Raw genomic sequence first — 11,847 nt, forward strand, 5'->3', positions numbered from 1 at the left:
GGAACCCCGGTTCCCCGAAGAGGGCGGACAGGAGCGACGGCGGCCCCTCCCCGGGACCGTCCCCCGGGGCACCGGGTGGGGTCATCCGCAACGCGATGCCCCCACCCGGACCACGAACGAACAACCCTCCGCCCGTACCGGGCGCGCGAGGAGGTCATAGATGCGCAGACACACGAGTGCGGTCGTCGTCGCCGTCCACGACGGCTGGTACGGATGCGGCACCGGCGCCGGGCACAGCAACCGGCGCCTGATCGAGATCCTCGACGGCATCCCCGATCCGGCCGTGGACCTTGTGGTGCTTCCGGTGGAGGTGTCCGCCGGAAGCCGACACCATGACCGGGACTGGCACCGAGCTCTCACCGACAGCCTCGGTACGTCGAGGACCGTGCGCGTTCACCCGCTGGCCAACGGCACCGGGGGCCGGAGCCGGTTCGGTGGAATGCCCGCGTTCGCCGCTCTGACTCGGGACACCCTGTTGGCGCTTGAGCAGGTGATGGGCTCCTACCAGCGCGGATTGCTCCTGCTCCTGGACGTGCCCTTTCTCGAAACGGCGGCCCGAGCCCCGAGACGTTCGGGGTGGGAGAGCTTGGTGCTGCCGCGTTCCAGCGCGGCCCTGCACTGCCCCGGGAACCTGGGACGCACCGCCTGGGAGGCCAGCAGCCTCCGTGCGGCGGCCGCCGCCGGAGTGCGCATCGGCGCGATCGCCCCGTTCATGCGCCGTCACCTGACCACGGACCTCGGGGTTCCGGATGCGTGCGTCGTGGAGGTGACCAACGGTCTCACCTCTGCCGACCACCTCTTCCATCCGTCCCGAGGCGCGGAACTGCTTCCCGAAGGGGTGGGAGAGGAGGGGTTCGTCCTGGCGCTGGGGCGAGCGGTCCCCCGCAAGGGCTTCGAGGACCTGCTGGAAGCATGGTCGTTGCTGACCTGCGCCGGAGCGAACCTGCCCCACCTGGTGCTCGCCGCGGTCTCCGAAGCCCCGATGACCGCCCACCAACGCGAGTTGGCTGCGCTCATCCGCGATCGAGCCCTCGACGCCAGCCTGATCACGCGCTTTTCCGCCCGGGCTCGTTCCCTGATGGCCCACCCCGGGGTCCGCGCGCTGGTCGTGCCCTCCCGTGTGGAGCCCTTCGGGCGAATTCCGCTGGAGGCCTACGCCGCAGGAGCGGCTCCGGTTGTCGCCACCACCGCTGGAGGACTCGCGGACCTGGTGACCAACGGCGTCTCCGGGTTCACCTGCCCCCCTTCGAACCCCCGCTCCCTGGCCGACGCCCTACGCCGGTCCCTGCTGTTGAGCGAACCCGAGCGCGAGCGGATGCGCACTGCCGGACGGGGCATCCTCAGGGCTCACGACTACCGGAAGACCCTGTCCCGTATGGTCCAGGGACTGGCCCCGTGGGCACTGTCCCAGGGCAGAACCGTCGTCGACATCGGGGAGACCCGAAGCGGGGTGCGGGTACTCCAGGTTCCCGAACTCTGCGGCTGGAATCCCTACGTGCAAGCGGCCGAGACGGCGCTGTGTGAGGCCGGACTGCACGTCATTCACCCGGGCCTGTGCGTGGATTCCCCTGCGGCACCGCTGTTCCGTATCGGCGGATCGGTGACCGGAGAGGCCGACGTGGTGCACCTGCACTGGCCTGAGAAACTCGCCCGGCAGCACGGTACGCGCGCCGCACTGGACCTCCTGCACCGCATGGTCACCTCCGGGGCGGTACTCGTGCAGACGGTGCACAACACCACGCCGCACGAACCCGATCCAGAACTTTGGGGATACCTGTGCGAGGTGGACCGCCTCACCCACGGCGCCCACTTCTTCTCACCTGACCACGAACGCGCCGTCCGCGCCGCGCGCCCCTGGTTGCCCAGCGGGACCGTGCACCTGCCCCACCCCCTGTTTCCCGACCCTCGCCCGGTGCCCCCGACGCGTTCCGGCGGCTTGCGGATGGGCTGCTTCGGAAGAGTCCGTGGCTACAAGCGCACCCTCGACTTCGCGAAGGTGTTCCTGGCCGCCGCCCCGCCGGGCGCAAGCCTGCTCGTGGCCGGGCACCCCGACTCGGCTACCGCGGATTGCGCCCTGGCCGACCTGGCGGGAGACGACCCCCGGTTGGACTACCGGCCGGGATTCGTCACCGACGCACGGTTCTGGGAATTGCTGGGCGAGGTGGACTGGGTCGCGTTGCCCTACACACACCTGTACTCCTCGGGGGTCCTCGTCTCCGCACTCCAGGCGGGGCGTCGCATCCTCAGTTCCACCCCTGTCGGCGGAACCGCCTTGTACACCGCCGAACCCGCGCCGCCGTGGTGGATCACCACCGACCCCTTCGACCACCGCACCGCACTGACGCGCTGGGCGGAGACCGCCCCCGCCGTGACCACCGGACCCGATCGGCTCCGCCTGCCCTCCTGGGAGCAGGCCGCGACCGCACTGACCGGCTTCTACACGCATCTGCTCACCACCGCTCCGACCACCACGCGCCCCCCGGCCCGCCTGGGTGCCGCATGAGAGCGAGGCTCACCATGATCTTCACCGCCCCCATCCACACCCCTGCAACCGGCGGCGCCACCTACGATTTCGGCACCCACGCCAACGACTTCCTCGTCCGCCGTGAACAGGCGGGGGCGACGGAGGTGTTCACCGTTCGCGTTCCGGGCGGCGGCGCCGTGCCCGAACACGTGCACACCGACATGGAACAGACCTTCGTGTTCCTGTCCGGTGTCGGCACCGCCACCCTCACCCACGGCACCCGCCGCGCGCGGTACACCTGCCGCCCCGGGGACACCCTGTTCGTGCCCACCGGGTGGCAGCACACCCTGGCGGCCGACTCCCTGAGCGGCGTCACCTACGTCTGCGTGAACGCCTTCCTTCCCGACCGGGAACGGGTCGGGGACACGGCGGTGGAGCACGCCGATCTCGTCGCCCCCCACTTCCCACCGCTCTCCACCCGCTCCAGCAGGGAGGAGGAGCTGCGGGTGGCGCTCGCACGAGCGGCGGAGACCGGCTTCACTACCACCCCGGAACGCATGGTGCCGGCAGACTTCACGGCCTTCGACGCCACACTGCTGTCCGACCCGAGCACCTACCGGGTCCGCCAGGTGGGTCCCTTCCTCTACCCGACCCGGGTCGCCCCGGCGCCCCGGGTGGTTGGGGTCCGCGAGGCGGACCTGCTCCACACCGCCTCGGCTGCAACGGGATTGCGAGTGTTCGTAGAAGGCAGCCAGTCTCCGCTGTCCGTCAAGCCGCCCTGCGCGGCCTCGGACGTGGACGTGCTGGTGGCGGTGCAGTCCGCTGAGGAACTCGACTCCGCGCGTCTCTTCGCGCCGGTGCTCGTCCAGGCCCTGCGCCACTTGGACGCGGAGGTCTCGGTCGGTGTGATCCACATCGGCTGGCTCGGTCTACCGGGGTTCTACTCGGCGATCTCCACCGACCCCGCCGACCCGGATCGCACCTGGTGGGAGGCCGACCAGAAGTCGCGATTGGCCGAAGCCGAACACCGGATGCGCAATGCCCTGGACAGGGTCACTGATCCGGTCTGGTGCCGTCGCCTGTTGGAGCAATCCCAGACGCTACTCGAATGCACGGAGCAGGCGCTGGGCGAGTTCCAGATCTCCCCTCGCTGGAAGGGGTACCTGTGATGCTCCCCGACCACCTGACGCAGGTGTTCGCCTGGCTCGACCCCACCGCACCCGCGCACACACCGTTGGCCGATCTGCGCACCACCACCCGCCGCAGGTGGGATCCCACCTGGGACGAACGCTCGGCCGCGGTGCGGGAACCCCTGCTCTTCCCCCTGCTGTACACGGCCAAGCCCCAGCTCAACCCGACTGCGTTCCACCAGCTCGTGGACTCCGCTTGCGAGGCCGCACGCTTGGGCACCCACGTGCTGCTGGTGTCGGTACCGGCCGCCCGGCGAGGCCCCTCTGCGCAGGCCGCCGAGCGGGTCAAGCTGATCGCTGCGGCTTTCGCCGACCACGGGTTCGATGTGCGCGCCGGCGGAGACGCCACTACCACACACCCCGCCGACCTGGTGGGTAGAACGTGCGGATCACCCATGAACCGCCGCACCATCGATCAACCCGGCCTCCTGGTCACCGCGGCAGCCGACACCGCCCACACCACCCACGTCGTTCTGAGCGACGGGCTGGCCGCCGGAGAACAGCTCCGTTCCCTGCGTCTGCACGCGCCTTGGGCCCGTCTGCACGACCCCCGCAATCCCTTCGCACCACCACCGCCCGGCGCCAAGCGACCTCCGGCGGGCACTGACGCCCTATGGGCGAGCGCCCTCACCCTGGAGTTGACCGACACCTGCGACGGGGGCGTGCACACCGAGTCGATCGGCACGAGGTTGGGGCCACTGTGGCACCGGCTCCTTACGACCGGACTGGTCGGCCAGCGCACCGCCCCGCCCCAGCAGGAACCGACCCGCCTGCACAGCCGCACTCACGCCCTGGGCGACCCCGTGACGGTGCCCCTCTTCGGAGCCCCCGCGCTGTCGCAGCAGACCCGCACCCTCATCACCTGCGCGGCCCTGGCCGGGCCCATCACCCTGGTCATCGACGACCTCACCCCGCCCCTGGTCTACACCGGACACGATCCTGCCGCCGTCCGCGACCTCTACACCGCCACCGCACACGAACACGGCGGCGACACCGTGTTCCTCAGCGACCTGGACCGGCTACCCGAACTCCTGAACCACGCCTTGGAGACCCTGACCCTGGTCGACCTGCACCGAGCTGTCGGCCCCCGCTCCCATCGCGTCCGCGGCCACCTCACCGCGTTCGACGCCCTGCACCTCGCGGTGATGGGCCTGGCCTGCACCCAGCGCCCCCAGAGCACCCTCGCACTCAAAGCCGCCAACGCCGCCGACCTGCGAGCCCTGACCCCGATGTCCCCGCCCTCCCGCACCCTCACCGTCACCGGCCACGCCAGCGCCGATGACACCTACCTCCAGGTCCCCGCCCACTGGGCGACCACGCGAAGGGAAACGCACTCATGACCGAGGCCCTGACCGAAGATCCGATGGCCCTGGCCTTCACCGACCGGGACCTGTTCTCGGCCCCGCTGCTGGTGGAACGCACCGACGGGCACACCAGCACCACGGACCTGGCGTGGTGGATGGACCAGCCCGGCGCTCGCCCTCCGGGAGACCTGGCCGCGCTGGCCTGGGTCCGGCCTGGCACCGCCCTGGACATCGGCTGCTCCACCGGGCGCCACCTGGCCATCCTCACCGAACGCGGGATCGGTGCCCGCGGCATCGACACCTGCCCTCCGGCCGTCGAGCTGGCCTACGAGCGTGGAGTCGAGGCACAGCTCGCCGACGCCCACACCTACACGCCGATCCACCCGGTGGACTCCGTCATCGCCCTCGGCGGCGGGCTCGGCATCGCCGAGACCAAGGACGACGTTCCCCTGTTCCTGGAACGGCTGGCCTCCTGGCTCGCGCCCGGTGGCACGATCATCACCTCCAGCGTGAACTGGAAGACCACCGCCCACGCCCACCGCGCCTGGGTGGACAACGCCCTGGCCCAGGGACGCTACCCCGGCGATGTGCGCCTGCGCCTGCGCTACAAGAACACGGTGGGGGACTGGTTCGACTGGACCTGGATCGACCCGGACACCCTGCGCACCCTCGCCGCCGAGGCCCGGCTCACCGTTACCCGCACCCAGACCTTCGGTCCTGCCTGGTACGCCGCAGAGCTCACCCGGGAGGCGTGGTGAATCGGCGGACCGTGCTGCGGGTGGTCACCGGAGCCGCGGGGCAGATCGGCGGCTCCCTGACCACGCACCTGCGCGCCCGCGGTCCGGTGCTGGCGGTGGACCGCCGTCCAGCTCCCGGCGTCGTCGAGGTGGACGTGGCCTCGGAGGAGTTCGCCATGCTGCTCCGTGAACGCCTCACCCCGATGACCGGCCGGGTGGAGCTGTTCCACACCGCCGCCCACCTGGGCCCGCGCATCCCCATCGCCCACACCTCACCAGCGGCGTTCTCTGCTCTGGTCCACGACAACCTCACCGCCGCGTACGTCGCTTTACGTGCCCTGGTGATGGTGCTGGAGGAGCGAGACCTGAAGGCCTCTGCGGTGGTCCTGTCCTCCGTCGGTGCGACCCGGGCCCACCGCTACCAACCGGCTTACGACGCCGCCAAGGCCGGAGTGGAGTCGCTCGTCCGCTCCTTCACTCTCGAACACGGTGCGCGGCTCTGTCCTCGTGCCGTCGCCGTCGGTCCCTTGGCCGAATCGGCGAGCACCGCAGCCGACGGAGAACGAGCCGACGACCTCATCGCCCTGGTTCCCCGCGGCACCTACATGCACCTCGCCGAACTGGTGGAAGCGCTGGATGCCTTCGCCTCCCCAGCCTTCGACGGCGCCTGCGGGCACACACTCACCCTCGACGGCGGCCTGAGCAGTCAACTGCGCCCCGCCGCCATCGAACGCCCACCCGACCGGTCTGCCAAAACTCCTGCACCATCGGCTGCTAACTCGGAATAGTGAACACCATGAGCAACTGGGACATGACCCTGCGCGCCCTTCCCGGCATCCCCCGCATCACCGTGGGAGACGACCTCGGGCAGATCATCGTCGACGCCGTCAACGCCGATGGACACCGTCTCCACGAGGGCGACGTCATCGTCGTCGCCCAGAAGATCGTTTCCAAGGTCGAGGACCGGGTCGTGCGGCTGAACACCGTCACCCCGACCCCCCGCGCCGAACGCCTGGCGGAGCTGACCGGGCGCGACGCCCGGTTGTGCCAGCTGTACCTGGACGAGTCGAAGGCGGTCGTGGAGATCATCGGACGCCACGTCGTCACCGTCGACAACCGTGGCATGTACGACACCGCCGCTGGAGTCGACCTGTCCAACAGCGGGGTGTACGAGGAGGGGTGGGCCTGCCTGCTCCCCGTCGACCCCGACGCCTCGGCACGGACCATCCGCGACCGCATCCGCGACCTCACCGGCACCACCGTGGCGGTCATCATCTCCGACAGCCTCGGCAACCGATGGCGGGAAGGCTCCGAGGGCCAGGCGATCGGCCTGGCCGGGATCGCGGCCGTCGAGAAAGCGGCGCCCGATGCCATGGACCTGTACGGCAACCCGAGCTGGGGAGACCTCAACCGCGTAGACGAACTGGCCGGAGCCGCACACGCCCTCATGGGCCAGACCAACGAAGCGATCCCCGTGGTGCTGATACGTGGTGCCCCGTACACCATGGACGAGTTCGCCAGCATGCACGACCTTTTGGTGGAGGTGCCGCTGCCTGAAGTGGACGCCGACATCGAGCTCACCCGGCCGCCGAAAGGCTGACCGGAATGCAGTGACAGCCGGGCGGTTACCCATTCTTGCCCCGATCGACAAGATTCGGGCCTGTCAGGTCCCTTCTTTGAGAGCCCGCATCTTCACCCAGTCGATCGCGCACCGCGACCAGTCCAGCTCACCGCGGGAACAGAGCTCGTCCAACACGAGCCGGTGGAACTTGGCCCAGACCCGGGTCCGGGTCCACTCGGTGAAGCGCCGATGCGCGGTGGGCCCGGAGAGGCCGAACACCGGCAGGAGCCGGGCCCAGGTGCAACCGGACGTGGTCACGAAGATGATCGCGGCTGGCACCTGGTGGTCGCAGTGTCTGCGCCGCCCACCACCTTGAGGTCGGGTGGGTGCCTGGGGCACCACCCGCTGGAACAGTTTCCACAGCTCGTCGGGCACCAGCCGTTCCACCATCGACACAGGAGCAGGCTACCGAGAACCTAAATGAGATGGGCTCTTACGCCTGTCGATGCTCTTGCTGGTTGAGAGCAGCAAGCACCCGCGCCGGATTCTCGATTAGCCTGAACAGGCCGCTCGTCCGGCGCGCCCATCGCTCGGGATCCTCTCCCTCGGAGAACGCTGCGGCCGACGCGAACTGGTTCCGGAGGTTGACCGGCAGGCGGTCAGCCAGAACCGCGCCGAGCTTGCGGCCCAGCGCGGCTCGCGGCGAAGTAGGCCGCATAGATCGCCTCAGCCTGCCGGTTGCGGGGGTGAGGGCGTCAGAGGCACTCTTGAGGGGCGCGACGACCTCACACACCCAGTTGCCGTCCCAGGCATCGGGCAACGGGACCGCGACCTGCTGGACGCCAGCGATCGCTTCACGCCCCAGGGCGAGGGAGAGCCCGCCGGGGTCCTCGTGGTAATTGAGGTAGCGGGCGATGTCCACGCCTGGAGGGCAGACCTCGTCGAGGACGACGTCGCCGACGAAGTTGCTGGGGTCGATGAGCCAATCCTCCCGCACCACAACTGATGGCTTGAGGTACACCCGGTAGAGGTGGAACTGGCTGCCGTGGTCGGCTTGGTCGCGCATCCGCCTCAGCATGTTGTGGACCGCGGCCTCGTACGTGCCGACGTGGAGTGCCTTCGGCCGCTGGTCGCCGCCCATCATCATGCGGGTCTCGGGCGTGAGAACGGCTGCCGGGTCGAAGTCCCTCGTCGGCCAGTCCGGCTGCGTGCTGGTGTGGTACCAGGAGAACTGCGCGATATTGGAGTCGTCGAGCGCTGGGTTTTCAGGGTCGACAGTCACCCGGGGCGGGTCCTCGTGCTCGCAGGTCATGCCGCAGCCGGGGCAGGTCTCCTCCGCCTGCTCCCACCGGTCGATCCAGTCCAGATCGACGCGCCACCGATGATCGCAGTGCCCACAGAACATCCACCGCTCGCGTGAGAAGTCGCCCCGTCGTTCCATGGCCTCATTCTCCCGTCGCGCAGGGCATGATCGCGAAGGTTGGACAAGACGGGGTACGACGTCTTCAGATCGGCATCGGACAGGTCGGTGGGATAGGTGGGTCGATCGGCCATCGCAGCTTCTCCGGAATGGAGGACTCCCCTGCCATTCTGCGCCGCCCTGACCCTTTTCAGACACCTTCTAGGACTCGCGAAAAGTTGGGCCTCGCCATGTTGATGAAGGCCGATTCTGTGCATCGATCTGCCTGTGTACTTGGTGCCAGCGCTTTTGCCGTGACCGAATTTGGACTTTCGACCCTGGCTTGGTGGTGAGATCTTCCTTGCCTTGTGGGGTTGGAGGGTGCCTTGGGTCTTGGAGTGGGCGCAGTCCGGTATTAACATCGTCACTCCACGTGAGGTTCTAGTGGGGTTGTAGGTGGACATGAAGACGCACGTCGTGGGTGGTGCGGGGGTTCTGTTCGCTTGTTTGGTAGCGGCCTGTTCTGCCTCTGGCGGTGGGGATCCGCCGGAACCTGAGACCCCGACACCTTCCCCGACTTTTGCCTCAGAAGAGCCTGAAGCTGCCGCGCTTGAGGCTTATGAGGCCATGTGGGGCGTGGTGATCGAAGCCTCTCATGAAGGTGACGCGGACCCTCCGGAGCTGAAGCTGTACTCCTCAGGTGAGGCTTTGGCCCTGATGCTAAGCACCTTGGAGGGTGCGGCCGAAGACCAGGCCGTGGTCACCGGGGAGCCGGTGCTTTCGCCTCAAGTGGTCGATGCCTCGGATGATGAAGTGACCCTTCTCGACTGTATGGACAGTTCCGACTGGATCGAGTCCGATGAAGGCGGCGAGCAGGAGGCTTCGCCTTCCGGAGGATTGAGAAAAGTGGATGCCCAAGTCGCCCATGATGGGCTCGTCTGGAAAGTAGTCGACCTGCGCATATGGGAGATCGGATCATGCTGAGGCGATCCGCTCCCGTTCTTGCTTTTCTCCTGTTCATTGCCGCTTCTGCTCCTGCCTGGGCAGATGACTTCATCGGCCGCGCAGAATGCGGAAGTGCTGGTGGTCCGGGCTGCGATGTGTCCGCCGAGTCCGGTGTAGGCGGCGGTTCTGGAGGTGGCGGCGGATCGAATGGTGAGTCGGGTACCGGTGGCGGTACCTCGGCCGGCGGTGAGGCATCGGCTGAACCCGCCTGTGGCCTTGATGGGCTCGTGGCCTGGTGCAGTGCCACCGTGGGCGGCGGTCCCGTCGGTGGAGAGGCCGTACCCCAGGTCGACTACGAGGCCCTCGCCTACGAGGCGCGGGCGTCCCTGAGTTTGGGTACCCCTGGAATCTCGATGTCCCCCAGTGCCGATGCTCCGATTCTGGTGCGGGTGCCGGTGTGGCTGTGGGTGGACGACTGGGACGCGCAGTCGGCCACAGCGTCGGTCCCGGGCGGGTCGGTGACGGTCACCGCCACGCCGAGTGCGTTGTCCTGGGATATGGGGGACGGCACCACCGTGGAGTGCGAGGGCCCCGGAACCGCCTACACCTCCCGTGTTCACGACCCTGCGGAGGAATCCCCTGACTGCGGGCACACTTACACCTCCCGCGGTGACCGTGAGGTGGCCGCGAGCATGGCGTGGTCCATCGAGTGGTCCAGTACCTCCGGTGAAGGCGGAAGCCTGCCGGATCTGGTGACCACTTCCTCCGTTTCGGTGCGGGTGGTCGAGTCCTCCGGGGTGGTCACATGAAGACCGCGACCGACACTCGGCCCCGTGATACCGAAGCTCCTCTACGTCTTCCCGGTCGCCCGCGCCGGTGGCGGTCCGCCCTGGTGGTGCTGGCGTTGATGGCGGCCGGGGCCACCACAGGGGTGGTGGCGCTGGCCCAGGTCGATCAGCGTTCCCCGGTACTGGTGGCGGCCTCGGATCTGTCGGCAGGCCATGTGCTCACCCCGGAGGACGTGCGGGTGGTGGAGCTGGCCGGGGCCGAAGGGCTGTCCACGGTCTCCGATCCGGCCCAGGTGGTGGGCTCCGTGCTCGCCCTGCCGGTAGCCGAGGGCGGGCTGCTGTCGCAGGAGATCGTGGGGGCCGATGGCTCGCAGTTGGCGGCGAACGAGGTCGCCATCAGCGCGCAGCTCGGTCCGGGGCGGGTGCCGTCCTCGGTGCGCACCGGGTCGCAGGTGGTCGTGGTCATCACCGGCGATGACGAAGGGGACATCTCCTATCCCGCCGTAGTGCAAACGCTCACCGCTGCTGAAACCGGTAACGGGACCCTGGTCGACCTGGTGGTCGACGCCTCCCACGCCACGATTTTGGCCAGGGCGGCGGCTGAGGAGCAGATCGCCCTCGTCCACACTCCCTCCGGGAGCGAGGGATGATCATCGCCCTGTGCTCGCTTTCCGGCGCACCCGGGACAACGACGCTCGCCTTGGCGCTGGCCGGGACGTGGCCGACCCAGAGCCCGGTACGGGTGGTGGAGGCCGACGCCTCCGGAGGTGACATCGCCGCCTGGTGGAACCTGCCGTTGTGGCCGGGGGTGGTGGATCTGGCCGCGGCCAGTCGCAGCGGCCAGGACCACGACACCCCGCCGGAGGAGTTCTCCCGGTTCTTCCAGGTGCTGCCCGGTGGGCTGCCGGTGTGTGTGGCCCCGTCCACCGCTGATCGGGTGGGCGCTGCTCTGGATCTGCTGGCCCGCAACCCCAAAGCCCTGGCAGGGGAGGGGGTGACGGTGGTGGACCTGGGGCGGTTGTACCCCGAGACCTCGGCACAGGAGCTGCTCGCAGGGGCCGACGCCGTCGTTGTGGTGACCTCGGGAGATGTCGGGCATCTCAAACGCCTCAAGGACGCCTCCCACGACTTGAGGGAGCGGTGCGCGCGGGTCGGTGCGGTGGTCGTCGGTCCGTCCCGGTCCGCCGGGGAGGTTTCCGAAGCGGTCGGTCTGCCCGTGTGGGCGATGCTCCCGCGCGATGTGGTGGCGGCGGAGGTGCTCACCGGCCGCCGTGAGCAGGGTCGCCGCCTGCGTCGGCGCCCGCTGATCCGCCAGGCCCGATACCTGGGACACCTGCTCGCGGAACAGGTGCACTCCGCTTCTGCATCCGCACCGGATCCGGCGGTGACGACGTTCCTCGGGGAGACACCGTGACCGAGGACACTGCCCGGCAGGTGCACGAGGTCGCTGCCGAGGTCA

The 11,847-nt window shown here is 69.0% G+C and carries 11 protein-coding genes and 1 pseudogene; 10 read left to right on the forward strand and 2 right to left on the reverse strand.

Annotated features, from left to right (window positions below):
- The first annotated feature begins 160 nt into the window (after positions 1–160).
- The 6 genes from ABZ249_RS23095 to cofE are packed head-to-tail and all read left to right on the forward strand — an operon-like array spanning position 161 to position 7,295.
- Positions 161–2,503 (forward strand): glycosyltransferase, encoded by a 2,343-nt coding sequence (locus ABZ249_RS23095; RefSeq protein WP_017567551.1) that lies wholly within the window; start codon positions 161–163, stop codon positions 2,501–2,503.
- Positions 2,500–3,633: a cupin domain-containing protein gene (locus tag ABZ249_RS23100; protein WP_184366650.1), complete on the forward strand. Its 1,134-nt coding sequence runs from the start codon at positions 2,500–2,502 to the stop codon at positions 3,631–3,633. Before ABZ249_RS23095 ends, ABZ249_RS23100 begins: the two co-directional genes overlap by 4 nt.
- Positions 3,633–4,994 carry a hypothetical protein gene (locus ABZ249_RS23105; RefSeq protein ID WP_017567549.1) on the forward strand — a complete coding sequence of 454 codons (1,362 nt, stop codon included), beginning with the start codon at positions 3,633–3,635 and terminating at the stop codon, positions 4,992–4,994. The genes ABZ249_RS23100 and ABZ249_RS23105 overlap by 1 nt, the downstream gene beginning before the upstream one ends.
- The gene (locus ABZ249_RS23110) at positions 4,991–5,716 is read left to right on the forward strand and encodes a class I SAM-dependent methyltransferase (protein WP_221318899.1); all 726 of its coding nucleotides are present in this window, start codon (positions 4,991–4,993) and stop codon (positions 5,714–5,716) included. Before ABZ249_RS23105 ends, ABZ249_RS23110 begins: the two co-directional genes overlap by 4 nt.
- Positions 5,713–6,483, forward strand: a complete 771-nt coding sequence (locus tag ABZ249_RS23115) for an SDR family oxidoreductase (RefSeq protein ID WP_184366651.1) — start codon at positions 5,713–5,715, stop codon at positions 6,481–6,483. Before ABZ249_RS23110 ends, ABZ249_RS23115 begins: the two co-directional genes overlap by 4 nt.
- Before the next feature lie 8 nt (positions 6,484–6,491).
- The gene (gene cofE / locus ABZ249_RS23120; RefSeq protein ID WP_184366652.1) at positions 6,492–7,295 is read left to right on the forward strand and encodes a coenzyme F420-0:L-glutamate ligase; all 804 of its coding nucleotides are present in this window, start codon (positions 6,492–6,494) and stop codon (positions 7,293–7,295) included.
- Between the two features lie 28 nt (positions 7,296–7,323).
- Here the strand turns inward: cofE and ABZ249_RS23125 are convergent.
- Together ABZ249_RS23125 and ABZ249_RS23130 are read right to left on the reverse strand one after the other, a co-directional pair.
- Positions 7,324–7,712: pseudogene (locus ABZ249_RS23125) on the reverse strand (transposase); the annotation flags it as partial.
- Between the two features lie 37 nt (positions 7,713–7,749).
- Positions 7,750–8,697: a hypothetical protein gene (locus tag ABZ249_RS23130; RefSeq protein WP_355266459.1), complete on the reverse strand. Its 948-nt coding sequence runs from the start codon at positions 8,695–8,697 to the stop codon at positions 7,750–7,752.
- A gap of 420 nt (positions 8,698–9,117) precedes the next feature.
- Between ABZ249_RS23130 and ABZ249_RS23135 the strand changes: the two genes are divergently transcribed.
- From ABZ249_RS23135 to ABZ249_RS23150, 4 genes are all read left to right on the forward strand, one after another.
- Positions 9,118–9,639: a hypothetical protein gene (locus ABZ249_RS23135; RefSeq protein ID WP_184366654.1), complete on the forward strand. Its 522-nt coding sequence runs from the start codon at positions 9,118–9,120 to the stop codon at positions 9,637–9,639.
- Positions 9,640–10,013: 374 nt separating this feature from the next.
- Positions 10,014–10,409, forward strand: coding sequence for a hypothetical protein (locus ABZ249_RS23140; protein ID WP_026115256.1), 396 nt, complete (start codon positions 10,014–10,016; stop codon positions 10,407–10,409).
- An 86-nt stretch (positions 10,410–10,495) separates the two neighbouring features.
- Positions 10,496–11,038, forward strand: a complete 543-nt coding sequence (locus ABZ249_RS23145) for an SAF domain-containing protein (RefSeq protein WP_355266463.1) — start codon at positions 10,496–10,498, stop codon at positions 11,036–11,038.
- The gene (locus ABZ249_RS23150; protein ID WP_017567540.1) at positions 11,035–11,802 is read left to right on the forward strand and encodes a hypothetical protein; all 768 of its coding nucleotides are present in this window, start codon (positions 11,035–11,037) and stop codon (positions 11,800–11,802) included. The genes ABZ249_RS23145 and ABZ249_RS23150 overlap by 4 nt, the downstream gene beginning before the upstream one ends.
- The last annotated feature ends 45 nt before the right edge of the window (positions 11,803–11,847 follow it).

The sequence above is a fragment of the Nocardiopsis sp. NPDC006139 genome (assembly GCF_040614155.1).
Taxonomy (GTDB): domain Bacteria; phylum Actinomycetota; class Actinomycetes; order Streptosporangiales; family Streptosporangiaceae; genus Nocardiopsis; species Nocardiopsis changdeensis.